Origin of the sequence: Veillonella sp. oral taxon 780 str. F0422, from assembly GCF_000221605.1 — a bacterium.
Taxonomy (GTDB): Bacteria; Bacillota; Negativicutes; order Veillonellales; family Veillonellaceae; genus F0422.
In genome coordinates this window covers 41,005-66,625 of record NZ_AFUJ01000053.1, presented here as the reverse complement: position 1 = coordinate 66,625, position 25,621 = coordinate 41,005, and the positions used below count along the sequence as shown (strand labels likewise).

Genomic DNA, 25,621 nt, shown 5'->3' with positions numbered 1-25,621 from the left:
AAGAAGACCTTATAAAAATGCTAAATACTATTTAACTATAACTATGCAGACCATATTTAGTTATTAATACTATATCTACCTTACGCTTTCACCAACGCCCGATGGATCAATCCAATCACAAATCCTACGCCGCCGAATACAAGCCAGTCCATACCGATGCCGTGCATTGGTACTTGTGTAGCAAAGAATTGTCCTAGGCTACCTAAGTCTATGCTCGCTGTTTCTAAGCCAGATACAAGGGCTGTGATGAAGGTTGCCCCTACTGTCCAAGCATATACACATTGGCGACCGTTGAACAACGGATGTAAGAATGCCAACACAATCAATGCGATGGATAATGGATAGAGGAACATCAACACAGGAATGGCTGCGGTAATGATGGTTTTCAATCCAAACATGCCTACACCGAAAGAAATCAATACGAATAGCACTGCATAAGCTTTATAGGATAAGCCACCAAATTGTGTGCTAAAATACTGTGCACAAGAGGTAACAAGTCCGATACTCGTCGTCAAACACGCCAACAATACGATGACTGCCAAGATCATGGCCCCTAAATCGCCGAATAACAAACGAGCAGATTCTGCCAATACAGGCGCCCCTGTATCTAAGATGCCTAACTGTTCTACGCTGGTAGCGCCTAAGCTAGCAATGAAGATGTACACCACACCTAAACAACCTACGGCGATTAACCCAGCTTTCATAGTGGCGCGTGTAATCTCATCACGTGTTTGTGCCCCTGAAAGTGTTACAAATTCGATAACCAAAATACCAAATACGAAGGATGCCAAGGCATCTAATGTGTTATATCCATCTAAGAAGCCTTGTAGGAATGCCGTACCGCTAGTAGCGTAGGACTCTGTCGGTGTACCATAGCTGCCTAATGGAGTAATCAAAGATTTAACAATCAATACCACGATGGTCAGTAGCAAGGCTGGTGTTAAGATTTTACCAATGCGATTCACCAATTTTTGCGGATTAATAGAGAGCCACAATGTGACTACGAAGAACCCCACAAGGAACAAGGATAGTGCTGTATCTGAGGCAGCTCCACCTAAGAATGGTTTCACTGCAATTTCATAGGATACAGTCCCCGTACGAGGGATGGCAAACGCAGGGCCAATGGATAAGTATAATGCCAATGTAAATAGGACCCCAAACACTGGATGCACTCGACTTGCCAAACTTTGTACGTTACGGCTGCCGGAGTATCCCATGGCCATAACCCCTAACAATGGTAAACCTACACCAGTTACGATAAACCCTAAGATGGCCCACCACACATTGGTACCTGCATGTTGACCTAAAGTAGCAGGGAAGATTAAGTTACCTGCCCCAAAGAATAAAGCGAACAGCATCAGGCCGATAGCAATATAGGCTCGCCCCGATAGTTGAGTATGATCTGACATAATATCTCCTTTCAAATACATCCCATAATAACAAATATACACTGTATAAAAACACTTCTTATGCTTATTTTTTTATTATATCTAATTATAAGTAAAATAAAAAGCCATTTTCTTTATAGAAAATGGCTTTTTCTATGCCAATTATGCATATACACCCGACCTATAATTGATAGGAGAACTACATCTATTAACTATAACCAAGTATTACTCATTTTTAGTCGCAGGGCTCTACATGTACTTTCACATCATAAAAGGTACTACCCCAACCATAATCGGTAGATCGTGAGGCAATTAATACATTCATTGTATGCTCTGTATCATGAGACTGCGATTGCCACCAGACACCAGTACTCACAATAGTCCCCTTTGGCACCGTATCATCAATGACTAAGGCAATCCGCAAGGAACCTCGCTCATTATACAAGCGCACAAACTCACTGTGCCATACGCCCTTGCGCTGGGCATCACCAGGATGCATACGAGCAACCATCTTTGGTGTATCTTCTTGTATCTCACAAAAGGACGAGTCTAGTATACGTGGATCAGCACCATTGATGAGGAAGAACTCCGCTGTATCCCCATGAGCTTCACGATATACAGGATATGGCTCACGCTCTAAGGGGTTATATAATTCAATCTTACTAGATGGTGTACCGTACTCTAGCTTATACGTACCGGATAGGTCCATTTCCACAAAATCCCCTGCCAAGATTCTATCTTGCACTTCTCTTGAAATCGGAGCATGTCGCACAATATCTTCAATCATCTCCAACTCTGACATAGCAAACACAGGGTCATCAATGCCCATAGCTCTGGCAATACTACAAATGGTGTCCCAGTTAGAGCGACTTTCACCTACAGGAGGTATGGCTTGATAACCACAACCAATGGTGTAATGTCCATAGGAATTATAGATATCATTATGCTCTACGGACGTCGTTGCAGGCAGTACAATATCCGCATACTTTGCCGTATCCGTCATAAACCGTTCGTGTACCACCGTGAACAGGTCCTCTCGTGCCAATCCTTTGCGCACCACTGTTTGGTCCGGTGAGGTCACCGCAGGATTGCTGGAATATACATAGAGTGCCTTAATCGGTGGCTTGTCCGCCTCTGTTAACATCGGTCCCAAATGAATCATAGGGTTCAACCGTGTTTCTTTTACCTGAAAGCGCTCCCAGCTAACACGCTTGCCCCCAACAAATTGACTACCCGAGGCACTCGACAAGAGTCCACCTCCTGTATGTAGGTATGCCCCCACCAAGGCAGGCAGTGCCACTACACATCGCACCGTATTCGCTCCATTTCCATAGCGAGATAGTCCACTGCCCAAGCGAATAAATGGCGCCATTGCCTGTCCATAAGCACGAGCAAACTGGATAATCCGTTCCTCTGGTACGCCCGTGATTTGAGCAACTTTCGATGGTGGATATTGAGAAATAACAGTATCACGGAATCCTTCATAGCCTTGTACATACTGATGAATAAATTCCTCATGTACTAATCCTTCTTCCACAAGCACATAGGCCACACCCAACGCAAAGGCTCCATCTGTACCTGGTCGTATGATAATGACTTCATCTGCTAATTTCGCTGTCTCCGTATAGTACGTGTCAATCACCCAAAGCTTGGCACCTCGCTGGCGAGCTATGGTCACATCATGTAGAACATGTACATCCGTAGCCACTGCATTGAGGCTCCACAGCACCACACAATCACTATATTGTATATCTTGCGGACGATTCCCTAGGGTATTCCCCATAAGACTAGCCCAACCATACCGTTTGGCAGGGGAACAAATCCCCTTATCTTGACGGGTCGCACCAAGTATGGCAAAGAGTGGATCCCCTGCACTCTTTTGTAAGATTCCCATGGTCCCTGCATAGGAATAGGGCATAATACTTTCAGAACCGTATGTATGGATACAGTGCTGAAACTGCTGAGCAATTTCCTCTAGTGCTTCGTCCCAAGTAATCGGTTTAAATTGACCGCTTCCCTTAGGACCTATGCGTCGCAAAGGCGTTGTTAGACGTTCCCTATGGTGGACTGTTCGTTCGTAATGTTGCATTTTCTGGCACAGCGTTCCTCTCGTAAAGCTGTGATCTTTCATACCTTGTACCCGTTGTAACTGGTCTCCCTCAATAGTCAAGATCAATCCACAGGCATCTGGGCAATCATAAGGACATACTGATGTCCTTGTATGTATGGGCTTCGTCATCATTCATTCCTTACTAGTCATTATCAAAGTCATCAAACAAGTCAAAGTCAACGTCAAAGTCGAAGTCAAAACTATCTCCAGAATTGTAATCATAAGAACTATCAGCCTCTTGTTGATCATACTCTAACTCATCTTCCATAATATCATTGTAGTTGTTATGGAAAAATTGATCCTGTTCTGTTTCGTTTGCACTAGAAAAACCATAATCTTCATCAGCATGCTCTGGCAATACATCCAATTGACTATAATCACGAATCGTCATTGCTTCATAAGGGTCCAAAGGTGCACGGTTTTCTTCTGACTCTTCAATCTCCACCATATCCATAGCTCGGTTCAAATCCTTTGACGTCCCCTCTTGTTGCACCATGTCCAAGAACTCATCCGAACTCACTTCACTCACCAGCGTATCCATGTCTTCTACCACAGATATATCCTTCTGTGGTTCTATAGTTTGTAATTGTCCTCGTCGTAAAAATCGATTCATCCTCTATGCCCCTTTCTCAACCTCTCTTACATTACTTGTATTGTATCACCTGGCAATGAAATTTTACAATACATCGTTTTATCACCTTTCAAAGGTATGCCTTATATACTAAAAGAACCCCTGAGCAGGGGTCCTTTGGTATAGTTTATAGTATAGTTGTAAGTGTTGTCATATTCAGGATGTTATCACATATAAGGGAGTGTTATGTGATTGGTTCGATGTTACTGTCAGGAGGAATTAGCCTAAAGTAGCACGTAAGAACCACAATTGTTTTTCATAGTAAGCAATGTGGTCTTCCATGATAGCCACTAATCCGAAGTTACCTTCTTCATCAGCTGCTTCGCGGATAGCACGAGCTTCTTTGTTCAACAATTCGAAATCTCCTACTAAGAAGTTGTACACTTGTTCTACGGAGAATTTGTTGCCTGGTTCTTCTTTCAAAGAAGCAATTTCTAAATATTTTGCCACATGCACTACAGGTTCTTCACCTTGCATTTTTACATGCTCAGCTACTGCATCATAATAATCAAATGCTACATCGTAGACTTCTTCTAAATATTTGTGAGCTGGCACAAATTGAGATCCTACTACATTAAAATGGAAATTGTGAAGTTTAATGTTCCAAATTGCTAAGTTTGCAATATATTGATTGACTGCTTGTAAGTTTTTCATACCTGTTTCTCCTTTTCTTCAGTTATTTTGCTAATTATTCTAATTAGCAATTAATAATTATTATTTGTTATGTGTATATCTTAGCATAGTAAATCATAAAATGCAATAGCTTTTCATATAGTTTATCGAAATATTTAAATATAAAAAGTTCCCATTACCTATAACGTAATGAGAACTTGTAGTATATATTATTCACTTTTTTTGATAAACCCTTGTGTAGCGCTATACAAACAAAACCACACAAAGAAACTAGCTCCTGTAATAATCAGATACATAGTATCCGTTAACTCCCCAGATCGATACATCGCCAAGGTATAAAAGAAAGCTGTCATCGTCATCAGAATATAGGACAATACATAGCGCATGCCACGCTCTACATCTTCATCGGTAAACATTTCCTTCTTAAAACGCATCCAGTAAATCCCGCAAAGGGCTAAGCCACCTAGCATATTAGCAGCTAGTAAACTCATATCAGCCCGACCATTAAAGAACCAGCACAAGGCTAAATGATTAATAAACAACATCCATTTAATCATAGTAGTCAAACGAGCTGTAGTAATCGTCTGTTGTGGCTGTGGTTGGTGTTGTTTTCGTTTCTTTCCCTTTCCCATAGAATCCTCTCCAATTAATCTATTCTCTATTTTTTAGAATAATACGTGGGATGTGTAAATCAAACGCAAGGCTAAGATACCAACCCCAATAGATAACCCAATCAAAATTGTTTTTGCACGCAAGCGTTTTGCAATATAGGCTCCTAATTGACCACCTAGTAAGGCACCAATACCGCAAGGGATAGCCACTTCAAAATGGATATGCCCACTCAAAAAGTGAGTCAGCGTACCAACAGATGTGGAGGTAGCCAAGATAAAATGACTAGTAGCTGTTGCCATATGGGTAGGGAATCCCATCATATAAATTAATGCTGGTACATGGATTAATCCACCACCAATGCCAAACAAACTGGACAAGAAACCTACCACTACACTAACAAGGACACCTACCACTTTATTATAGGTCAACTCTTCTAATTGCAAGGACTCTTCTTTACGTTCCCCTTTTCTCATATTTTTATAGCCAATAAAGCCAGACATGATAAGCAAGAAAGAACCAAACCAGAATCGGAATCCATTACCATCAAAATATTCCGCCACATGAGCTCCAACAATAGATCCAGGGAAAGTAGCAATACTAAAAAGAATAGCTGCACTATAGAGAATTTTTTTCTGTTTCACATAGGCAATAGTGCCAGAAATGGCATTACAGGTTACCGTAAACAAGGATGTACCTACCACCATAGCTGGCGTCCATTCTGGAAAGAAATATAAAAATACAGGCACAAAGATAATACCACCACCTGCACCAATGATGGTTCCCAATGCGGCTACAACTACGCCTAGCAATACAAAGCCTAATACACTTACCACATCCATACCTTAATCCTCCTTAGACAGCTTCGCAAATCGGTCTAACTTATGCTTTTTGAAGACCGCTTTCATGCCTCGCTTTTCCGCTTTTTTCTCTGCCTTTTTTGCTACTTTTTGCAAGACTTTTTCTGTCCATGCATCGCCATGCTCTTCTGCATAGCGTTCCCATTTAGACAATTTTTTTGCCCACTTGTCTACAGAGGGAGCTTCTTTTTTATGTTTCGACTTATCTTTGCTTTTTTCCTTCTTTTTCTTTTTTCTTGTTTAACAATGCAGCATTTGTCTCGCTCTTCTGGTATGGGAGAATCTTCTGTGCAATGTTTGCAACGCTTTTTATGCTGTTTTTTTGTCTCTGTTGACGACTCCATCTCAAACATATCATACAAGTTAGATTTTTTGTTAGTATATTTCGTTAACTCAATGACCGCATCCTCTTCATCGTCTTTAGGGTCGTCATCCTCCCCATCGTCATCATAGTCATACTCATTAATATGCTTCGTTTCGCTGGTATTGCTGAATAAACTCATAAAAGAACTCGATGTCGCCTTCGGTTCAACCTTCTCTGCAAAGGTTTCCCCTTGCCAACGCTCAGCCATCACAAAATCTACGCCTAATGCCACACCTACATCATAGCCTTCCACACCTTCATCCGCCACAGCTTCTACTGTTGGTGTCTCTTCTAAGGAAGATATCATATCATACAGATAGTGCTCTGTTACCATACTTTGGAGCCCACGTAATTCTTCCCATTGTTTTCCCAATAGAGCCAACATATGAGCAAAGTTTTCTAAGTCTTCTACCACTTCCATAGCCATTTCAGGGGACTCCATATGGTGCGCCTCTAAATTCGCCACATATTGCTGTTGTACTTCTTTGCAATGACCATACGCTGTTTGCAAGCCTTGTAACAACTTTTCAATCTGTTCCTGGTCCAATATATATTGTTGCATACTATCCTCCTAGGACGATGTCGTGTCATCCTTCAATTTTCGTTTCCACATAGCTCCTGTGGTAACAATATCTTCTCCAAATCGTTCTTCCAAAGTATCTAGTACTTGTGCTAACCGATCTGGCTCTGTTTCTTCACTCTGAAAGAGCGACTCTTGCTCCACCTCTTGGTGAAAGCCACTGACCGTAATCCCCAATAACCGGAACGGCCCCTGTACATTAAGTTTATTATATAATACACAGGCTGTCTCATACAATACATCTTCTCTATCCGTCTGATAGGATAATCGTTTTTGTCTTGTTTTAGTGGTAAAGTCTGGCAATCGTACTTTGATGGCTATCGTATGACCTTTAAGTCCTTTCTGGCGCAAACGCTTAGCTACATGATGCGCAAAATATCGCCATTCATTGTCGATTTCCTCTGGATCCATTAAGTCCCTTTCATAGGTCAGCTCATTGCCTACGGATTGCAACTCACGATTCCACTCAATAGGACGATTATCAATGCCTTTAGACAACAAATACACACGTTCACTTTGATGACCGCAATAGGGTTCTAACTCATGATACGAATCTAACTGTTCAATATCTTGAATCCGATGAAAGCCGCCTCGCTGTAATGCTTGTTCCATATGAGCCCCTACGCCCCACAACCTGCGTACCGGTAAATGTTTAATATGAGCGCTTTCTTGCCCATGAGGAATAATATATAAACCATCTGGCTTTCGTAAATCCGACGCTAGTTTTGCTAAAAACTTATTCGGTCCAATTCCAACAGATGCGACCAAACCCGTTAAGTCCTTAATTTGTTCTTTCACAGCACGGCCCACCGCCATAGGAGACTCATAGAGTTTTCCTAATCCTGAAATATCTAAAAAAGCCTCATCCAAAGAAATGGGCTCTAAATAGGGACTAAACCGATGCAACACATCATGAATTTGATCAGAAATTTCGTGATATCGTTCCATTCGTGGCAATAGATAGATACCATCTGGACATAATTTTCTAGCCTTCCCAATAGGCATAGCAGAACGTACCCCAAATTTCCGTGCTTCATAACTACACGTAGCCACCACACCACGTGAAGAAAGGCCACCCACGATAACTGGGTGACCTTGTAGTTCTGGACGATCATGTTGTTCTACAGATGCAAAGAAAGCATCCATATCTACATGCATAATCCAACGTTTCATATTATTCTGCCACCGCTTGTGGAGCATCCTCAATACGGCAGTATTTGATTTGTGCACAAATGCACTCATCTTTTGTTTTATATAATTCAGGCAAGAATTTAACAAATTCATCAAAAGCTTCTTCATTAATGGAATAGCGTGTCCACAAACCGCTACGCACAGAATTCACAATACCTGCATCAATTAAAATTTTCATGTGATAACTAAGAGTAGATTGAGATAACTCAAAACTAGCCAAAATATCACACGCACATAATTCATTACAAGACAACATGTCTACAATGTGCAATCTTGTTTCATCGCTAAGGGCTTTAAAAATCCCTGCCAATCGTTCGTATGTAACTTCTAACATTCTCATTCTCCTATATGCATTCTATTTGTAACCTTACCTCCTTATTATATACAAATTTCTAAACTAAATCTAATAATTTAAATGAATAAAGGATACTTTTTAGTAATACAACTATATAATTTGAGAAAGATAAAAACGACAAAGCATAGCTTTGTCGTCTTTATGGGAAGTAAAGGATCTAAGATGTGTTCTTAGGAAAGTTTACAAATATAGTCAACACACTCAATTAGTACATCATGTGTTGTTGAAGATTCGAGAGAGGGAGAGGAGCCTTCAACCACAAAACTACTAAAGGAGCTGTTTATTTACATTAGATTTTGCCAACTAAGCCAAGATCTGCTGGGTTCAACGTTTTTTCACCAGGAGTCCATTTTGCTGGACACACTTCACCATGTTTTGCAACAAATTGGCAAGCTTGTACTTTACGTACTAGCTCAGCAGCAGAACGACCTACACCCATGTCACAGATTTCTGCGGCACGAACGATGCCTTCTGGGTCTACCACGAAAGAACCGCGATACGCTTGGCCAGACTCTTCAGAGAATGTTTCGAAGAAGTCAGCTAATTCATGTTTAATATCGGATATCATAGTGTATTCGATTTTATTGATTGTAGGAGATGCATCGGACCATGCTTTGTGAACGAACGCAGAGTCAACAGATACAGAGAATACTTCTACGCCCAAATTTTTCAATTCTGCGTATTGATCTTGTAAGTCTGCCAATTCTGTTGGACATACAAATGTGAAGTCTGCTGGATAGAATACAAACACGCTCCATTTACCTTCGATAGTTTTATTGCTCACTTTAATAATTTCTGGTTTACGGAATGCATCTAATTCAAAAGCTGGTAGTTGTTTACCGATGATTGCCATGCTAAATCTCCTTTATTGTTACAACCTATACATAGCACAAACTGAGTATGTGACTATGAAATCAATCTATGTATCTATCATACACTATACTTTCAGAAAAATCAATATAGAATTGTTCTCATTCTCTATACCAATAATGCATAGATTACTTTTCTAACATGGTTTCTAGGATGACAACATCGGTTTGCTTCATCCCTTCACGGGCAATGGTTGCTACCGTTTGCACTGTATGGTCAATGTCTTCTTTTACAATACCTTGGCCTGCTTTAAAGCTATTATCTGTCTTTGCTTGTGTATAGGCTAATAAGGAATTACCAAGGGACATACCAATTTTCATAGCACAAGATGCTTTTGCTCCATCACAAACCACACCGGATGTGCCTGCTAATGCATTTGATAATGTTTCCCAAACTACTTCCTTGGATTCATTAAGTAAGAATGCTACACCAGCAGCTGTAGCAGAAGCAGCACTCACTACACCGCAGTAAGCACTCAAACGACCAATATATTGTTTAATGTATAGAGCTAACACATTGGCTAAGGCTAAAGAGCGCAACGTATGGTCACGATCGATACCGTATTCTTTAGCATACATCATAATAGGCACAGATAATGTAATCCCTTGGTTACCACTACCGCAGTTAATCATTACAGGCATAGAACAACCGTCCATGCGTGCATCAGATCCAGCAGCTGCATAGGCACGAGCTTTATCCGCAATGGAAGAAGAATTGGAAATAATCAATTTACCAATATTGGAACCATAATTGTTTTTCATACCTTCTTCGGCAATAGCCATATTCAAATCTAGTTGTGGTCCTAAAATATCTTCCAACTCTTTTGCATCTACAGTACTAGCAAATTCATAGCAAGAGTCAAAGCACAATTCCATGGAGTGTTTAGCCACTTCTTCTGCAGATAAGGCAATCAACACTTCTCCGTCTTTTTCTGCGTAAGAAATAGTGGTATGTGTATTTTGAACAATGACCTTAGACGTATGCTCACCAGCCACAGCAGTGACTTCGATGAATAAGTTTTCTACCCCTTCTGCTAGCTCAATATCACAGTAATCCGCTTCAAATAAACGGTCTGCTTCTACCACTTGTTCATGAGTAAGGTCTTCTAGCACTTCTAGTTCTTTCGCCGCTGTCCCTACTAAGGTGCCTAAAATAAGACTATAATAAATGCCCGTACGACCTTCTGAATTAGGAATGGTCACACTTTTTGCATTCTTAATAATATTGCCGCTTAACCGACCATGAATGTGATCTGGTCGAACTCCTAATAGTTCTGCCGCTTTCGCCGCTGCAAAAGCCAAGGCGATTGGCTCCGTACAACCAAAGGCCGGTTTTACCTCACGTTTTAATAATTCTATGTACTCTGTCATACAAACCTCCTACTTACCTATGTATAAGAACGATACTTTCCACCTCTACTTGAAATGCATCATATCTGTATATATCATATAGTTTCATACACTACTTGTATATTGTATCATACCACATCCACAACCTATACAAGTATATAAATCCGTTATAGGTGCCATAATTTCTTATGTATGCAATACGTCTCTAACGCCTCTATATCAACGTCTACACCCAATCCAGCACCATTAGGCACCTCCACAAACTGTGAAAGTCTCTCTGTACTGCAGTTTTTTATTGTACTAATAATAGGCGGTCGAGTCAAATCTCGCTCAAAATAGCGCAACGAATCCGACAAATCTCCCGGCATATAGGCATCGCCTAGAGCCGCTAATTGTACATGCATCCATTTAGAAATACTCGATTCTACCATGGATCCAATCCAGTACTGGATTCCATGGTCTCGACAATACTGAATGACCTTAGCCGTTTCTCGAAGACCACCTAAACGACCCACTTTTACATTGAGTACATCCAACAAGCCATGCCTATGGGCATAGACCAAATCGTCATATCCCAAAATCGATTCATCTAAACATATAGGAGTCATAATCCCCCATTCATGAGTTGACTTATATTGATGATACATTTTTAAACTTTGTATCTGAAAGGGCTCTTCTATACAGGCCAAATGAAACCCCTGTAAGGCCTGTACCTTATCCCTATCTTCATAGGTGTAACTCTGATTCGCATCCACCGCTAACGTAAGGTCTGGATAGACCGAACGCACTCGCTGTACTCGTTCATACCCATCCTTGGGGGATACTTTCAATTTAATGCGCTGACACCCTTGTGATACATAACCAGATACAGCATCCACCAAGGTATCCAAAGGGACGTCCCCAATGACAATGCCCGTAGGTACGGTCGGCAGTAAGGATTGCTGTAGCACGTATTCCACTGTATTGACCCCTAAGCGATGGCATTGTAAATGGAGCAAGGCATTTTCCACGGATGCTACAGTCATAGGCATGCCTTCCATCAGCCATTGTTGTGGCAATGTGGTTGTTGTTTCTTGCCCCAACAGGTTTGGTAAATACCTCGTACATAAGGTATCCCAACAAGATGCCAGCGTTTCTTTTGTATAAAAAGGGTCTACGAAAGCCACACATTCGCCGTAACCTACATAGCCCGCTTCATCTTCCAAACGAACAATGAGAGTATCCCTGACACTGACTTCACCCTTTGCCGTTTTGAAAGTAAACTTCATCGGTAGTTGCACATGGTATAGGGTGATATTTGTAATCATAGGACACCTCTCATTTCTATCATATCACTAGAACTGTATATACCTAGTTAGCTTCATAACATAGACTATCTATGACTGCATGACATAGTAAATGCCATTGTATGACCAACGCATCCCCTAATACCTACAGGTATAGAAAAAGCGTTCCAGTATCTGCCGATACGCTTCTGGTGCTTCCACATGCACATTATGACCCACCTGCGGTACAATGCGATGTACATCACCAAAATATTTAGCCCCAATGGCTGTATATTTTGCATCTAGTTCACCACTAATATAACAGACGGGCATAGTTAATTCCGGCAATCGATGGCCTACATAAGGCATACTACCCTGTCCGCTTCCTTCCAAGGTAAACGCCAATGCATGAGGGCTATTGAGCAAGCGCCGCCCTCTAATCTGCTGTTGCACCTTTGTAGGCAAACCTTGTTGTGTCTTGAAAATCTCTAGCTGAGCCCAGGTCTCGCTAAACCACGTGATATCATGTGCACGAATCCGTTCAGCCAGCCCTTGATCGGCTACATAGCGGTCTTGTCGTTCTACTCTATCTTCTATCCCTACAGAGCCACTTTCCAAGACTAGATGCGACACTTCCTGAGGATACTCTAGCGCATATACTAAAGCTAGCCTAGCCCCCATGGAATACCCCATGAGAGCATATCTTTCACCGGCTACGGCATAGATAACCCGATGCAAATCACTGAGCATCTGAGGCAGTTCATAAGGTTTTAATTCCATAGGTCGAGCCGATCTACCATGACCCATACTATCGATACGTATCAGTCGATAACCTTGTACCTCAATGCCATCCCAGGTAGACCCGGATTCGGAAAATCCATGAAAACAAACTAAAGGTTTCCCCGTACCCGTTACAGTCACCCCATAGTAGTATTCTCCCATGTGGATCTGCATACGTTGTATATCTAAGGTTCGTATATCTTGAATCATTGGTCTCATATTATTGTACCCGATAGACCTTGTGTAATTCACGACTACCTTCTTTAGACGTAGGCACTTCTATGAGATGTATCCCCTCTGCACCAATGTACTGTTGCATCGCCCGTTCTAACTCTGCATTGGTGGCAACTTTCACATAGTCTAAGCCATACATGGTGGCTAACCCACTGTAATCAATGCCCTGTGGTGTATTGAATAGGTAATCGAAATCGTCCGTTCCTTTTTGTGGCAAATATTGGAAAATACCGCCTCCATCATTGTTATGTAAAATGATGGTCAAGTTCATACCATGTGTTTTTCCAATGGCTAAACCGTTCAAATCGTGAAAGAAACTTAAATCTCCCGTCAGCATCACCGTAGGTTTCCCATTCGTACTTAGCCCTAACGCCGTAGACACAGTCCCATCGATACCATTGGTGCCACGATTTCCATACACCATAGCTTGCGATCGTCCAGTGGCCCAGAAATAGTCCATATCACGAATAGACATGCTATTCGCCACCAGAAGTTGGCCTTCATCAGGCATGATTTGTTGTAACATGTGAATGGTACGGCCTTCAAATAGATTCAGTTCCTCTTGGACTTTGTCTAATTGTTCACGGCTGTTGGATTCGATACCTTGCCATACTCTGACATACTCTATATCCGATACGGTATAGCAACTACATGCTGTGTTAGATTCCTCTAATCTATGTCGATGATTGATATCTGTGATGTCCTGTTCCAGTCCAAATTTATAAGATCTAGCGCCTTCCGCGTCACTCTTATCTAATAATCCCTGCACTGTATCTCCTATTCTACTACCTAGACCCAATACAGCAAATAAGCCACGATATACTTCTGTTACAAATACCTCTACACTCGCCATCACATGTATGGTAGTCGTCAAACTAGGGTTCACCACCTCTGCATTAGGGCTGACGGTAATATAATCGATGTCCGTCAAGGTCCCCATCCATTGCTGAATCCGTTTTGACACAGGGATTTGTCCCAATTGGATGACCACATCAGGTCGCAACTCTTCCCATCGTTCATGATGAGCCAAGAAAGCATCGTAGGTGCTAATCACGCCCTCGTATTGGCGTAAATTAGATAAAGGATCACCGATGACAACAGCGCCAATCCGATCGGCGAAGTCCACAACTGCTTTCGGATTCATCACAGTAGGACCGCCCAAAATGAGCACGCGTTTTCCCTCCAGCAACGATGCCAAGGATGCTATCTCCTGATGTTTCACAAGTCGGAATAGTTTCGCACTGCGCCCCTGTTTAAAATACTCTTCCTCACGATTGGGCACCAAAGGCTCAAACAAAGGTACATTGATGTGTACCGGCCCCAATTTGTGGTCATTCGCTTTCAAATAGGCACGGCGTGCCACTTGACGAGGGTACGTGTAATAGTGACTTTCACTAGGCACAGACAATTCCTCATAATAGTTCACGGCGGTGCCAAAATATTTCTGTTGATCAATCGTCTGCGGTGCCCCCACCTGTTGCAAGGTGTACGGGCGGTCGGCGGACAAAATAATCATAGGCACACTACTGTGCTTGGCTTCCACCACAGCAGGGCCATAATGGGTCAATGCAGACCCCGATGTGCACACTAACACGGCTGGTTCGCCTTGTGCTTTGGCAATGCCCAATGCCATAAACCCAGCAGACCGTTCATCAATATTCATATATGTGTGAAAGCCTCCATGGCTTTGAAAGAGCATCGCTAATGTAGTGGACCGTGAACCAGGACTGAACACCGCATGGCGCACCCCTAATTGGTATAACTCATCCACCAAACTTGCTATATATTCATTCATATCGTATCTCCCATACCAACCTGTGGTATTGTACTATATCTAATAGTGACTATCTACTATGTATTATACCATTGTTTTTAGATTCTGTACGTATCCATATGAGTTGCACTGGGTATCTATCTAACACCTAGACGCCCCTATCTCGTTCATAATTAACTGACATACATAGACATGGGTTCATAACAAAAAAAGGAATGCTGATTGCTCAACATTCCTGTTTAACTTCCTGTATCTGTTCAATACATCGGTACGGATTCATCATCCTACCCTATGGCATGCCTAATTGGATCTATACGTGGATGTATCATCCTACAAGGCATCCAATATAGTACCCATTTTGTTGATGGTTTCTTCGTACTCTTCATCGCTATTAGATTCGCTCACAATACCGCATCCTGCATAGGCATAGAGTCGATTACCCATGATAAGGGCCGACCGAATGGCAACCACTAGAATGCCATCCCCCATGTCTTTCATAAATCCAAAGGGCGCCGCATACATGCCGCGTTCATGGGCTTCATACTTCGCCAGTAAATCCATCGCTAGTTCTCGTGGCTCACCTCCTAAGGCTGGTGTGGGGTGTAATAATTGGCCCCATTCGATAAGGGACTTCGTGCTATCCTTAGCGGTGATAATGGTCCGCAAATGATATAACCGTGAAAGCTCCATAATTCCCGTTTCCCCTACGGCCACATCCTCCGTCACTTGTCGCATCGTATGCACAATACGATCTCGCACAATATTGTGCTCCACCCGATTTTTATGGTCATTTAGGAATCGTTCTTTCGTCCACGCCTTAGGACCAAACTTTGGTGCTGTTCCTGCCAAAGCATAGCTTAAAATTTCATCGCCCCGATGGCGCACGAGAATTTCAGGGGATGCCCCTACAAAGGTGCGCCCCTCTTTTTCATAGCCAAAAATAAAGCAATTCGGGTTGTTCTCCACCAAACGGTCTAATATGCTCACCACATCAAACCTTGTAGGGCTGGTAAACTCTACCTCACGAGAAGAAACCACCTTCGTCATGCGCCCTTCATGAATATTTGTCAAAATGGCATCCATCAAGGTATCCCAATCTTGTTTATCATCACTGGTTTCTGTGAAAGCGTGGTCTACGCGCTCAATCTTATGGCGCTGTATATCTACGCCCTCCCCTGCATGCAGATAAAAGGACTCCCCATTTTCTACAATATAGTAATGGGTGAAAGCCACCATTTCATAGCCCATATTACTCCATTTTTTATCTTTTACAGTAGGGAAGAAGGTGCCCCCATAAAATACGTACGCATATTGTTCCCTGTCGATATCATCTTGTACCACCGCCAATCGTTTGGCGCCTACCACCACACGATCACTTTGACGGTCCACCCAAAAGACCCGTTCTTCCCCCTCAAAGTTTAGCCAAAACTCCAAAGGATTGTCTAATTGTAAAGGCTCCTTAATATATTTCATATGACTCCTCATCGTCCCTAATCCCTAAGTAGGGACACGTTATATAGATTCTATTACAATTATACCACACCTGTGAAACTCTAATGCAGTCTTAGTATGTCACTACATGGGTCACTATTCTAGTCTAGTCATTGAACACTTAGATAAAAACATATATTGATTCATATAAAAATACATGTTAGGATACCCCAAAATAGAGTATACCTAACATGTATTCCTGTCATAATCTTAGTGTCTATACACTAGGAGATATCCTAGTGATCTATTCTCTAAGTTATTTCTTATTTAGCTTGTAATTTTGCGTAGATATCGTACAACGCTGCTTTTACTTGTTCGTTTTCAGCTGTTAAACGATCTACTGCGCTTTGTAATTCAGCTACTTTAGAGGAGTTCATTTTTGCACCTTCGCCGCTGCCGAATCCAATTGTAACGCCAGCATTAGCCATTGCGCCGTTACCGTTACCGAAGCTTACACCTGCATGGTACATTAAGTTTTCGCTAGCATAATGAGCTGCACCTAATGCTACAGCAGTTTTACCACGGTATGTACCAACACCTGCCATTACTTGAGTAGTTTGACCAGGGTTGTATTGTAGAGGTTTCAACGCTGCTAACGCCGCTGCATTCGCACCTACAGTTTTCACATCATTTTCAACAGTCGTTAAACGAGCTTCATGGTTTTTGTCTACTTCTTGTAAAGCTTTGATATCTGCAGAATGATCTTTTTTAAGAACTGTAGTATTCTTTAACGTGTTAATGCTTTCAGTAAATCTTTCGTTTGCTGCATCTTGAACCTGTTTATTAGTCGCAATTGTGCTTGTATTGTTATCAATTTTACCATCTTGCGCAAGATTTTTATCATCTAAATCTTTTTTATTGTCTTTGATATTTTTTTCTAACTCATCAGATGCTGCTACAAGTACATCAGTTAACATATTTACTTTTGTATCTGCTACTTTTGCTGCATCTTTAGCTGCTTTAATTTCAACATCTTGGGCATTATTTTTTGCTTCTAACGTAGCATCTTTTTCATGTAATGCATCAATTTCTCCTGCTGTTTTAAGTAGGCCAGTTGCTACTGTTTTAATATTCTCAGTATTTGTCTTAATTTTACCATCTTGTTCAGCATCTTTAGCATCTATTCTATCGATTTCTTTTGCTGTTTCAATTAAGCCAGTTGCTACTGTTTTGATATTCTCTTTATTTTCTTTTACAGCTTCACCTAATTCTATATTTTTTCTACTATTTCTTTAATGTAGCCGGTGTTTTTAGCAATACTTTCAGCATTTGTATTAATACTATCTACATTGTCATTAATAGCTTTTGTATTTTCATTAATTACTGTTGCATGTTCTACTAATTTTTTATTAGCTTCATCAACGGCTTTCGTATTTTTATCAATAGCTTTAGTATTAGCATCGATGGCTTCAGCATTGCCAGAAATTTCATTATCTTGCTCAGCGTTTTTATCGGTTAGTTCATCGATTTTTTCTGCTGTTTTAACTAAGCCAGTTGCTACTGTTTTAATATCGCCTGTATTTTTATCTACCTTAGCTTCTACATTTTTAAGCATTTCAAGGCCTTCTTTAGTACCTTTTACAGCTTCTAATGCAGTTGTGCGATTATCCAAGTTTGTAATAGAAGTTTCATGAGCGGAGTGTTGTTCTTTCAACTCAGCAATGTCTTTTTCATTTTTTTCTACAGCTTTTCCCATTGGATCAAGAATATTTTCACTTAAGTCAGTCATAGCATCAGTAAGCGCTTTAGTTGTATTTTCTTTTACTTTTGTAATACGCTCATCTGCTGCTTTAATTGCTTCTGCATTTTTAGCAATTTCTTTTTTATTAGCTTCGATATTCTCTTCATTTTTTGCTACATCAGTAGCTAATGGATTAAGAACTTCCTCACCTAACTTTTCCATAGCATTTGTAATTGCTTTAGCTGTAAGTTCTTTTACTTTTGTAATACGATCATCTGCTGCTTTAATTGCTCCTGCATTTTTAGCAATTTCAGCCTTATTAGTTTCAATATTAGCACTATTTGCATCAATATCATTACGATTTGCTTCTACTGCTTTATCAACTACATCTAATTTTTCTTCATCTTTCTCTACAGACGCTTTAAGAGTTGTAATAGCCTCATTGTTAGCATTTACACTCTCAATAGCTTCTCCAATTTTTGTTGTATTGGCAGCAATCGCCTCTTTATTCGTAAGGATATCGCTAGCATTAGTGTCGATTTTCTTGCCATTTTCTTCAACGTCTGTAGATATCTCACTTACTGCATCAACTACTTTATCAACTCGTGTAGCCTGCGCTTCAATTTCAGTTTTGTTTTTTTCGATATTAGTAGTGTTTGTATCAATATCACTGCGATTTGCTTTTACTGCTTCATCAACATCATTTAATTTTTCTTCATCTTTCTCTACAGACGCTTTAAGAGTTGTAATAGCCTCATTGTTAGCATTTACACTCTCAATAGCTTCTCCAATTTTTGTTGTATTGGCAGCAATCGCCTCTTTATTCGTAAGGATATCGCTAGCATTAGTGTCGATTTTCTTGCCATTTTCTTCAACGTCTGTAGATATCTCACTTACTGCATCAACTACTTTATCAACTCGTGTAGCCTGCGCCTCAATTTCAGTTTTGTTTTTTTCGATATTTGCTTTGTTTTCTTCAATTTGCGCATTATTTGCAGCTGCACCTGGTGTACCAGCTGTTACCTTAGCATTAATTTTAGAAACTGTTGTTTCTAAAGAAGTTAATCGAGTATCTAAACTATCTACATCAGCTGCATTCACCGCACCCACACCGCTTGTTAATACCAACGCAGCTGCTACGACTGCTGCTTTTTTACCATTTGATTTTGCAAATTCAGATGTTACCACATAACATTGTTTTGCTGCACTGTACACAACTTTGAAAATTTGATTCATAATAGATTTCCCCTTTTCTACTAGTTAAACAACTTGTACCACACTAAAAAGACTTAGAAGTTAAGTTATTAGTAAAACCCTTCTGTAATTTCATGTTACGTTCATAATAACAGAATTTATTAAGTAAAGCAATAAAAAATATTAAAAATAACCCTCCCCCCCCCCGTATTTCTATTAGTTATATCATATATAACCAACTGTTATTTCAAAATTATTTTCATTTACTTATACTGCTATCTCTTCAATTTTACATCCATATATAGCTTGAGGTCACAATAGAAAACACTCTGTCTCTATCCAAAATAATTTGAGCCTCTAGTCGCCATAGATACTAGTATGTAATTTATATCTTTTCTGATATACTTATAACTATATAACTATGCAAACTACTACTCATAGCAACTGATGAATACTACTATAACATCCCAGAGAATAAAGGAGTTTTTATGCGATACAATACACGAATGACTAAAGAGCAGGCCAAAGAAATCTACGCTGACTTAGGGTATTTATCTCAGCCCTTTCCGTATGCGTCTGCTCCCTTCCTTGAAAGTTACGCTCGTCTATTAGGCCTTTCACCGGCCCCTGCTAGCAACGCTCGCATTTTGGAAATCGGATCTTCCTACGGCGGTAATTTAATTTCCCAAGCCCTGTTCTATCCGCAGGCGACTTTCACAGGCATTGAAATTGCCCCCACCCAAGTAAGTGTGGGCAAGACCTACATCGACCAATTGGGCATCACCAATCTTGACTTATTAGAAGGTGATGTGAATGAAAGCCACGACCACCTCGGCACCTACGATTACATCATCGCTCATGGTTTTTATTCTTGGGTGGACGAGGAAACAAAAGACAATTTCCTTTGCCTCTGTAAAGAACACCTTGCGGAAAATGGTATCTTGTACATGTCCTATAACACCTATCCAGGCTGGCATAAGATGGACAGTGTACGTGCTCTTTTAGAGTTTGCCAATAAAGATATCGACACCTTGAACCATCGCGAAAAAGTGCGGCACGGTAAAACGGTGGCGAGTAAGCTAGGCGCTCTCATGCTTGAATACGATACGGTAAAAACCAACAGGCATCATTTTTGCAATCCTTACGTCAAACATTGCAAAAACAAGATTGCTACGTTGGCCATGATCATTTAGAGCCAGTGAACACGCCAGTGTACTTTCATCAATGCATGGACCATATGGCAGAGCATGGATTCACCTACCTCTGCGACTGCGATTTAAATTTATCATTCCCTACTGTGTATGACGAAACATTGCGCACGCAATTACAAGTGCTAGCTCCACATGACCCATTGGCACGAGAACAGTACATCGATTTCATGCTGAACACAGCATTCCGCAAATCCTTATTCACCCACAAAGGGGCTACGCCAAAACCCATTACCGAAACATCTGTCACAGATGCAGACTTCCAACACAGCTTGGAGCAATTTCTATTCACTCTTCGCATTCCATCGGAACATTTAGAGCCCATCTTTGAAGACTTGGCAAAACGGATGGATAGCTCTGCAACAAAAGCATTGGTAGATTTGTTCCAACAAGAGGGCCCGCATTTCTATCTGAAACACAACACATTAGTGACCTATACAGGAGAGCATACCCTTCCTGATATTTGCTTGCCGTTGTTCTATCAATTCTTAGTGGAACACATCATTCAAGGCGGTATCAGCCTATCGGTGCTGGAAACAGAGCATCCTTTCAAACATCATGTTTTTGAAGAGAAGAAAAGCTACATCCCTGAGCGCTATATTCCATTTGTAGAGATTATGCCACAAGAAGGGGTGAATGCCTATATCTACCCTGGCAATCGCTACAATGACCCTATCTCCGATTTCAACGAAGAAGATTTAGAATTCATGAAACTCCTCAGCAAGCCAACGACAAAACATGATGTAATGTGCAAAATCTACGAGGCTATGACAGAAGAAAGCATTAGCCCTCTAGCCTTACAACAATCTAACAAATACACTATGATCCTTGCTTTCTACGAAGAAATGATTCGACGTATGGAATACTTCGGATTCTTAGAAGTGGACGAAACACAATTTAATTAATAGCAAAACAGCGACTCCATCCCACTGGACAGAGTCGCTATTTTCATGTATTCAATTCATTTTATTTCGCCTCTATGCTATATGTTACAAAACCCAAAGAATCCTGCTATCTGACAACAAACGGTTCTCTATTAGGTAGAGCTTCTATATGCCATAGAAAAGCAAAAAAGGCTGCAACAGAATGAGTGAAACTCATCCTATCACAACCAGATTGCTGTTGATTATACAAGCTCAAGAATAGCTAATGGAGCTGCATCGCCTTTACGAAGGCCAAGTTTGATTACACGAGTGTAACCACCGTTGCGCTCAGCATATTTTGGAGCAATTTCATCAAATAATTTTTTTACTGCATCTTCGTTCATAAGAAAAGCAAGAACTTGACGACGAGCATGTAAGTCGCCACGTTTGCCTAATGTAATCATTTCATCAACATATTTGCGAAGCTCTTTTGCTTTTGCTTCTGTTGTTTCAATGCGTTCATGTACGAAGAGAGATGTTACCATACCGCGGAACAACGCTTTACGAGCGGAACTGTTGCGGCCTAATTTTCTGTATGCCATTAGTCTTTCTCCTCTTATTCGCTTTGAGATGTTAAGGAATCATTACTCTCATTGTAAGATTGTAATTTCTCTAGAATTTCTTCTACAGATTTTTTCCCTAAATTGCGGATTTTTCCTAATTCGTCTTCTGTTTTACCAGTTAAGTCACCGATAGTATGAATGTTAGCACGTTTCAAACAATTGAAAGCACGAACAGACAACTCAAGATCTTCAATAGGAATTGTCGTTGGTCCCTTAGGTTCAGCATCAATATCGCCACCTTCTTGACCATTTGCACTTGTTAATTCTGCTTCACTTTCCCCTACATTAATCATATCATGAGAATGAGCTAGTCGAGTAAAGTTTCCTAGATAGGAAATCATGATTGCTGCAGATTTAGCAATTGCATCAGATGCTGTAATAGAACCATTTGTCCAAACTTCTAAAGTAAGCTTATCAAAGTCCATTTCGTTGCCCACGCGGACATCGCTGACTTCATATTTTGCTCTTAGAATTGGCGAGAAGATAGAGTCAATTGGAATTTGACCAATCATATCATCTTCACGTTTATTCTTAGTAGATGGTACATATCCTTTACCGCGTTCGATACGCACATCCATTACAAGATGAGCTGCTTCATCCATTGTAGCAATTACCAATTCTGGATTTAAGACTTCGACTTCAGGAGGCATGAATTGAATCAAGTCACCTGCTGTTAATACTCCATCTTTACGAACATCGATATGTACATCCATCGGTACAGGTGCTTCATCTTCAAGACGAATGCACAACTGTTTAAGGTTCAGAATAATATCGGATACATCCTCACGAACACCTTCAATCGTAGAGAACTCATGAAGTACTCCGTCAATCTTGATGGAAGTAATTGCTGCTCCATCTAAGGATGAAAGCAAAATGCGACGCAAGCTATTACCGAGAGTAATACCATAACCACGATCCAATGGCTCGCATACGAATTTACCGTAGCGGCCATCTTCTGTCATTACTACTTTCTCGATTCTAAGTTTTTTTTCTTCGCTCATCAGGTATACCCTCCTCTAAAACTTGTCACTTTTCTAAGTATATAGCTCAGATTATACGCGACGACGTTTTGGAGGACGACAGCCGTTATGAGGAATTGGAGTCACATCTTTAATGCTTGTTACTTCAAGACCAGCTGCTTGCAACGCACGAATCGCTGCTTCACGACCAGATCCTGGACCTTTAACAAATACTTCTACAGTGCGAAGACCGTGTTCCATAGCTGCTTTTGCCGCTTGTTCAGCTGCCATTTGTGCTGCAAATGGAGTGGATTTACGGGAACCACGGAAACCTAGACCACCAGCAGATGCCCAAGAAAGAGCATTACCGTTTACGTCTGTTACTGTAACGATAGTGTTGTTAAAAGTGGAGCGAATATGCGCTGCACCAGATTCGATATGTTTCTTTTCTTTTCTTTTGGATCTAACTGTTTTCTTAGCCACAATATCCCTCCTTTATTATTTCTTCTTACCTGCGATTGCTTTACGAGGACCCTTACGAGTACGAGCATTTGTCTTCGTACGTTGACCACGACATGGAAGTCCCATACGATGACGTTTACCGCGATAGGAGTTGATTTCAATTAAGCGTTTAATGTTAAGTGCTTCTTCACGACGAAGATCACCTTCTACTTTATACTCTGCATCAAGAAGTTCACGGATTTTAGCTACTTCATCTTCACTTAAATCACGAACGCGAGTATCTGGGTTGATACCAGTTTTTGCTAATACTTCTTTAGAAAGAGTAAGACCGATACCGTAAATATAAGTTAAACCAATTTCCACACGTTTGTCACGTGGTAAATCTACACCGGCTATACGTGCCATCTATTCATCCACCTCCTATCAATTATCCTTGTTTTTGTTTATGTTTTGGGTTTTCGCAAATAACCATTACACGGCCTTTACGTTTAATAATTTTACATTTTTCGCATATCTTTTTAACTGATGGTTTAACCTTCATAAGTACCTCCTTTGTGGATCCTATGCTTACTTAAAGCGATAGGTGATGCGACCACGGCTTAAGTCATATGGTGTCAGTTCCATAGTAACTTTATCACCAGGAAGGATACGGATAAAATTCATACGCATTTTACCTGACACATGAGCCAAAACCACATGCCCATTTTCCAATTCAACTTGGAACATAGCATTTGGTAGTGCCTCAACGACCGTACCTTCCACTTCAATAACGTCTTCTTTTGACATATCTTTTATCCTCCGGTTACTGGTTATTGTATTAACCTCGGTGTATCACGCATAGTAAGTATTTCAGTACCATTTTCAGTAATGGCAATGGTATGTTCAAAGTGAGCAGCTGGCTTACGGTCCATTGTGACCGCAGTCCAGTTGTCTTCAAGAACTCTTACTTTGTGCGTGCCCATAGTAATCATTGGCTCAATACAGATGACCATTCCTGGTCTAAGTTCTGGACCTTTGCCCTTAGTACCATAATTTGGAACTTGTGGATCTTCATGCATACTTTTTCCTAAACCATGTCCTACAAAATCTCGCACAACACCATATCTATGACGTTCTGCATGAGATTGTACGGCATGGGAAATATCTCCTACATGATTACCCGCTACAGCTTGTTCAATCCCTTTGAAAAGACATTCCTCTGTAACTTTTAGTAATGCATAGACTTTAGGACTTACTTCTCCTACTGGAACAGTAATAGCAGAATCCCCATGATATCCATTAATAGATGATACTAAATCAATGCTGATGACATCGCCATCTTTTAGTATACGAGATGCACTTGGAATCCCATGTACCACTTCATGATTTATGGAAGCACAGATAGTTGCTGGATACCCATAGTAACCAATGCAGCTTGGAACTCCTCCATGACTGCGAATATATTCTTCGGCAAATTGGTCTAACTCAAGCGTTGAAACACCCGGCTTAACTAGTTTAGCAAGCTCGGTTAACGTTGCTGCTGTCAGTTGAGATGCCTTTCGGATATGCTCAATTTCTTCGGGCGATTTAAAAATAATCATTGATTATTTCTCCAAAGCCGTAACGATATTTGCAAATACTGTGTCCACATCCTGTAAGCCGTTGATTTCTACATATTGACCACTATTACGATAGTAATCGATCAATGGTTTAGTAGACTCTTCGTATACAGCAAGACGTTTCTGTACTGTTTCCGGTTTGTCATCATCACGATTTTCAAGACGTGCTCTTTCACTGATGCGTCGAACCAACTCTTCAGAGGGAACACTTAAATTAAGTACAGCATCAAGAACGATGTTCATTTCTTTTAAAATCGCATCCAAAGAAACAGCTTGTGCTGTTGTTCGAGGGAAGCCATCTAAAATGAAACCTTGTTTACAGTCATCCTTGGACAAGCGTTCACGAACGATGCCAATGGTAACGCTATCTGGAACTAATTGTCCAGCATCCATATATTTCTTAGCTTCTAATCCTAATGGAGTAGATTCTTTTACAGCGGCACGGAACATGTCACCTGTAGAAATTTGAGGGATACCATATTTTTCAATCAGACGAGCTGCCTGCGTGCCTTTACCAGCACCTGGAGGTCCCATTAATAAAATATACAT

Annotated in this window: 28 protein-coding genes; 2 read left to right on the top strand and 26 right to left on the bottom strand. The window is 40.8% G+C overall.

Annotated elements, in window-relative coordinates; genetic code table 11:
• Positions 1-80: 80 nt before the first annotated feature.
• The 18 genes from brnQ to HMPREF9200_RS05995 all read right to left on the bottom strand — a co-directional run bounded on the left by brnQ (position 81) and on the right by HMPREF9200_RS05995 (position 19,401).
• Positions 81-1,409: a branched-chain amino acid transport system II carrier protein gene (gene brnQ, locus HMPREF9200_RS06075; RefSeq protein WP_009353890.1), complete on the bottom strand. Its 1,329-nt coding sequence runs from the start codon at positions 1,407-1,409 to the stop codon at positions 81-83.
• Positions 1,410-1,623: 214 nt separating this feature from the next.
• Positions 1,624-3,627 (bottom strand): molybdopterin-dependent oxidoreductase, encoded by a 2,004-nt coding sequence (locus HMPREF9200_RS06070; RefSeq protein ID WP_009353888.1) that lies wholly within the window; start codon positions 3,625-3,627, stop codon positions 1,624-1,626.
• A gap of 13 nt (positions 3,628-3,640) precedes the next feature.
• The gene (locus tag HMPREF9200_RS06065) at positions 3,641-4,111 is read right to left on the bottom strand and encodes a hypothetical protein (protein ID WP_009353895.1); all 471 of its coding nucleotides are present in this window, start codon (positions 4,109-4,111) and stop codon (positions 3,641-3,643) included.
• 237 nt (positions 4,112-4,348) lie between these two features.
• Positions 4,349-4,783, bottom strand: a complete 435-nt coding sequence (locus HMPREF9200_RS06060) for a DNA starvation/stationary phase protection protein (protein WP_009353871.1) — start codon at positions 4,781-4,783, stop codon at positions 4,349-4,351.
• Positions 4,784-4,971: 188 nt separating this feature from the next.
• On the bottom strand, positions 4,972-5,394 hold the full coding sequence (locus tag HMPREF9200_RS06055) for a hypothetical protein (RefSeq protein WP_009353899.1): 423 nt from the start codon (positions 5,392-5,394) through the stop codon (positions 4,972-4,974).
• A 33-nt stretch (positions 5,395-5,427) separates the two neighbouring features.
• On the bottom strand, positions 5,428-6,213 hold the full coding sequence (locus HMPREF9200_RS06050; RefSeq protein WP_009353872.1) for a sulfite exporter TauE/SafE family protein: 786 nt from the start codon (positions 6,211-6,213) through the stop codon (positions 5,428-5,430).
• Between the two features lie 3 nt (positions 6,214-6,216).
• On the bottom strand, positions 6,217-6,384 hold the full coding sequence (locus tag HMPREF9200_RS08745) for a hypothetical protein (protein ID WP_009353909.1): 168 nt from the start codon (positions 6,382-6,384) through the stop codon (positions 6,217-6,219).
• Positions 6,385-6,401: 17 nt separating this feature from the next.
• The gene (locus tag HMPREF9200_RS06045) at positions 6,402-7,157 is read right to left on the bottom strand and encodes a hypothetical protein (protein ID WP_009353921.1); all 756 of its coding nucleotides are present in this window, start codon (positions 7,155-7,157) and stop codon (positions 6,402-6,404) included.
• Positions 7,158-7,166: 9 nt separating this feature from the next.
• On the bottom strand, positions 7,167-8,348 hold the full coding sequence (locus tag HMPREF9200_RS06040; RefSeq protein WP_009353910.1) for a DNA polymerase IV: 1,182 nt from the start codon (positions 8,346-8,348) through the stop codon (positions 7,167-7,169).
• A gap of 1 nt (position 8,349) precedes the next feature.
• Entirely contained in the window at positions 8,350-8,700 is a 351-nt protein-coding gene (locus tag HMPREF9200_RS06035; RefSeq protein WP_009353907.1) for a helix-turn-helix transcriptional regulator, read from the bottom strand.
• A gap of 310 nt (positions 8,701-9,010) precedes the next feature.
• Positions 9,011-9,574: a redoxin domain-containing protein gene (locus HMPREF9200_RS06030; RefSeq protein WP_009353870.1), complete on the bottom strand. Its 564-nt coding sequence runs from the start codon at positions 9,572-9,574 to the stop codon at positions 9,011-9,013.
• Between the two features lie 145 nt (positions 9,575-9,719).
• Positions 9,720-10,961 (bottom strand): serine dehydratase subunit alpha family protein, encoded by a 1,242-nt coding sequence (locus HMPREF9200_RS06025; protein ID WP_009353877.1) that lies wholly within the window; start codon positions 10,959-10,961, stop codon positions 9,720-9,722.
• A 146-nt stretch (positions 10,962-11,107) separates the two neighbouring features.
• Positions 11,108-12,247 carry an o-succinylbenzoate synthase gene (menC, locus tag HMPREF9200_RS06020; RefSeq protein ID WP_009353941.1) on the bottom strand — a complete coding sequence of 380 codons (1,140 nt, stop codon included), beginning with the start codon at positions 12,245-12,247 and terminating at the stop codon, positions 11,108-11,110.
• 117 nt (positions 12,248-12,364) lie between these two features.
• Positions 12,365-13,204 (bottom strand): 2-succinyl-6-hydroxy-2,4-cyclohexadiene-1-carboxylate synthase, encoded by an 840-nt coding sequence (gene menH, locus HMPREF9200_RS06015; protein WP_141558208.1) that lies wholly within the window; start codon positions 13,202-13,204, stop codon positions 12,365-12,367.
• A 1-nt stretch (position 13,205) separates the two neighbouring features.
• Positions 13,206-15,014, bottom strand: a complete 1,809-nt coding sequence (menD, locus tag HMPREF9200_RS06010; RefSeq protein WP_009353891.1) for a 2-succinyl-5-enolpyruvyl-6-hydroxy-3-cyclohexene-1-carboxylic-acid synthase — start codon at positions 15,012-15,014, stop codon at positions 13,206-13,208.
• Between the two features lie 309 nt (positions 15,015-15,323).
• Positions 15,324-16,466, bottom strand: coding sequence for an isochorismate synthase (locus HMPREF9200_RS06005; RefSeq protein ID WP_009353892.1), 1,143 nt, complete (start codon positions 16,464-16,466; stop codon positions 15,324-15,326).
• A gap of 281 nt (positions 16,467-16,747) precedes the next feature.
• Positions 16,748-17,401, bottom strand: coding sequence for a YadA C-terminal domain-containing protein (locus HMPREF9200_RS06000; protein ID WP_009353918.1), 654 nt, complete (start codon positions 17,399-17,401; stop codon positions 16,748-16,750).
• A gap of 293 nt (positions 17,402-17,694) precedes the next feature.
• Entirely contained in the window at positions 17,695-19,401 is a 1,707-nt protein-coding gene (locus HMPREF9200_RS05995; RefSeq protein ID WP_009353896.1) for an ESPR-type extended signal peptide-containing protein, read from the bottom strand.
• 446 nt (positions 19,402-19,847) lie between these two features.
• Here HMPREF9200_RS05995 and HMPREF9200_RS08470 point away from each other — a divergent pair, with 446 nt between their 5' ends.
• Together HMPREF9200_RS08470 and HMPREF9200_RS08465 are read left to right on the top strand one after the other, a co-directional pair.
• Positions 19,848-20,552, top strand: a complete 705-nt coding sequence (locus tag HMPREF9200_RS08470) for a class I SAM-dependent methyltransferase (RefSeq protein ID WP_009353883.1) — start codon at positions 19,848-19,850, stop codon at positions 20,550-20,552.
• The gene (locus tag HMPREF9200_RS08465; protein ID WP_052847079.1) at positions 20,492-21,472 is read left to right on the top strand and encodes a methyltransferase regulatory domain-containing protein; all 981 of its coding nucleotides are present in this window, start codon (positions 20,492-20,494) and stop codon (positions 21,470-21,472) included. Before HMPREF9200_RS08470 ends, HMPREF9200_RS08465 begins: the two co-directional genes overlap by 61 nt.
• Before the next feature lie 221 nt (positions 21,473-21,693).
• Here the strand turns inward: HMPREF9200_RS08465 and rplQ are convergent, their stop codons facing one another.
• From rplQ to HMPREF9200_RS05950, 8 genes are read right to left on the bottom strand one after another with little or no spacing between them, the layout of a single operon-like run.
• Entirely contained in the window at positions 21,694-22,032 is a 339-nt protein-coding gene (gene rplQ, locus HMPREF9200_RS05985) for a 50S ribosomal protein L17 (protein ID WP_009353923.1), read from the bottom strand.
• Between the two features lie 14 nt (positions 22,033-22,046).
• Positions 22,047-23,054, bottom strand: a complete 1,008-nt coding sequence (locus HMPREF9200_RS05980; RefSeq protein ID WP_009353885.1) for a DNA-directed RNA polymerase subunit alpha — start codon at positions 23,052-23,054, stop codon at positions 22,047-22,049.
• A 51-nt stretch (positions 23,055-23,105) separates the two neighbouring features.
• The gene (gene rpsK, locus HMPREF9200_RS05975) at positions 23,106-23,495 is read right to left on the bottom strand and encodes a 30S ribosomal protein S11 (RefSeq protein WP_009353912.1); all 390 of its coding nucleotides are present in this window, start codon (positions 23,493-23,495) and stop codon (positions 23,106-23,108) included.
• Between the two features lie 15 nt (positions 23,496-23,510).
• Complete coding sequence (gene rpsM / locus HMPREF9200_RS05970; RefSeq protein WP_009353922.1) at positions 23,511-23,879, bottom strand: 30S ribosomal protein S13; 369 nt, start codon at positions 23,877-23,879, stop codon at positions 23,511-23,513.
• Between the two features lie 22 nt (positions 23,880-23,901).
• Complete coding sequence (gene rpmJ, locus HMPREF9200_RS05965) at positions 23,902-24,015, bottom strand: 50S ribosomal protein L36 (protein ID WP_007391661.1); 114 nt, start codon at positions 24,013-24,015, stop codon at positions 23,902-23,904.
• Positions 24,016-24,041: 26 nt separating this feature from the next.
• Positions 24,042-24,260, bottom strand: coding sequence for a translation initiation factor IF-1 (gene infA / locus HMPREF9200_RS05960; RefSeq protein ID WP_009353944.1), 219 nt, complete (start codon positions 24,258-24,260; stop codon positions 24,042-24,044).
• 23 nt (positions 24,261-24,283) lie between these two features.
• A complete protein-coding gene (gene map, locus HMPREF9200_RS05955) occupies positions 24,284-25,054 on the bottom strand; it encodes a type I methionyl aminopeptidase (RefSeq protein ID WP_009353874.1) in 771 nt (256 codons plus the stop codon).
• 3 nt (positions 25,055-25,057) lie between these two features.
• Entirely contained in the window at positions 25,058-25,621 is a 564-nt protein-coding gene (locus tag HMPREF9200_RS05950; protein WP_009353894.1) for an adenylate kinase, read from the bottom strand.

Excerpts from the sequence above, each read along its gene's own strand:
- brnQ (WP_009353890.1), bottom strand. The coding sequence starts at position 1,409 with ATGTCAGATCATACTCAACTATCGGGGCGAGCCTATATTGCTATCGGC.
- HMPREF9200_RS06070 (WP_009353888.1), bottom strand. The coding sequence starts at position 3,627 with ATGACGAAGCCCATACATACAAGGACATCAGTATGTCCTTATGATTGC.
- HMPREF9200_RS06065 (WP_009353895.1), bottom strand. The coding sequence starts at position 4,111 with ATGAATCGATTTTTACGACGAGGACAATTACAAACTATAGAACCACAG.
- HMPREF9200_RS06060 (WP_009353871.1), bottom strand. The coding sequence starts at position 4,783 with ATGAAAAACTTACAAGCAGTCAATCAATATATTGCAAACTTAGCAATT.
- HMPREF9200_RS06055 (WP_009353899.1), bottom strand. The coding sequence starts at position 5,394 with ATGGGAAAGGGAAAGAAACGAAAACAACACCAACCACAGCCACAACAG.
- HMPREF9200_RS06050 (WP_009353872.1), bottom strand. The coding sequence starts at position 6,213 with ATGGATGTGGTAAGTGTATTAGGCTTTGTATTGCTAGGCGTAGTTGTA.
- HMPREF9200_RS06045 (WP_009353921.1), bottom strand. The coding sequence starts at position 7,157 with ATGCAACAATATATATTGGACCAGGAACAGATTGAAAAGTTGTTACAA.
- HMPREF9200_RS06040 (WP_009353910.1), bottom strand. The coding sequence starts at position 8,348 with ATGAAACGTTGGATTATGCATGTAGATATGGATGCTTTCTTTGCATCT.
- HMPREF9200_RS06035 (WP_009353907.1), bottom strand. The coding sequence starts at position 8,700 with ATGTTAGAAGTTACATACGAACGATTGGCAGGGATTTTTAAAGCCCTT.
- HMPREF9200_RS06030 (WP_009353870.1), bottom strand. The coding sequence starts at position 9,574 with ATGGCAATCATCGGTAAACAACTACCAGCTTTTGAATTAGATGCATTC.
- HMPREF9200_RS06025 (WP_009353877.1), bottom strand. The coding sequence starts at position 10,961 with ATGACAGAGTACATAGAATTATTAAAACGTGAGGTAAAACCGGCCTTT.
- menC (WP_009353941.1), bottom strand. The coding sequence starts at position 12,247 with ATGATTACAAATATCACCCTATACCATGTGCAACTACCGATGAAGTTT.
- menH (WP_141558208.1), bottom strand. The coding sequence starts at position 13,204 with ATGAGACCAATGATTCAAGATATACGAACCTTAGATATACAACGTATG.
- menD (WP_009353891.1), bottom strand. The coding sequence starts at position 15,014 with ATGAATGAATATATAGCAAGTTTGGTGGATGAGTTATACCAATTAGGG.
- HMPREF9200_RS06005 (WP_009353892.1), bottom strand. The coding sequence starts at position 16,466 with ATGAAATATATTAAGGAGCCTTTACAATTAGACAATCCTTTGGAGTTT.
- HMPREF9200_RS06000 (WP_009353918.1), bottom strand. The coding sequence starts at position 17,401 with ATGTTAACTGATGTACTTGTAGCAGCATCTGATGAGTTAGAAAAAAAT.
- HMPREF9200_RS05995 (WP_009353896.1), bottom strand. The coding sequence starts at position 19,401 with ATGAATCAAATTTTCAAAGTTGTGTACAGTGCAGCAAAACAATGTTAT.
- HMPREF9200_RS08470 (WP_009353883.1), top strand. The coding sequence starts at position 19,848 with ATGCGATACAATACACGAATGACTAAAGAGCAGGCCAAAGAAATCTAC.
- rplQ (WP_009353923.1), bottom strand. The coding sequence starts at position 22,032 with ATGGCATACAGAAAATTAGGCCGCAACAGTTCCGCTCGTAAAGCGTTG.
- HMPREF9200_RS05980 (WP_009353885.1), bottom strand. The coding sequence starts at position 23,054 with ATGAGCGAAGAAAAAAAACTTAGAATCGAGAAAGTAGTAATGACAGAA.
- rpsM (WP_009353922.1), bottom strand. The coding sequence starts at position 23,879 with ATGGCACGTATAGCCGGTGTAGATTTACCACGTGACAAACGTGTGGAA.
- rpmJ (WP_007391661.1), bottom strand. The coding sequence starts at position 24,015 with ATGAAGGTTAAACCATCAGTTAAAAAGATATGCGAAAAATGTAAAATT.
- infA (WP_009353944.1), bottom strand. The coding sequence starts at position 24,260 with ATGTCAAAAGAAGACGTTATTGAAGTGGAAGGTACGGTCGTTGAGGCA.
- map (WP_009353874.1), bottom strand. The coding sequence starts at position 25,054 with ATGATTATTTTTAAATCGCCCGAAGAAATTGAGCATATCCGAAAGGCA.
- HMPREF9200_RS05950 (WP_009353894.1), bottom strand. The coding sequence starts at position 25,621 with ATGTATATTTTATTAATGGGACCTCCAGGTGCTGGTAAAGGCACGCAG.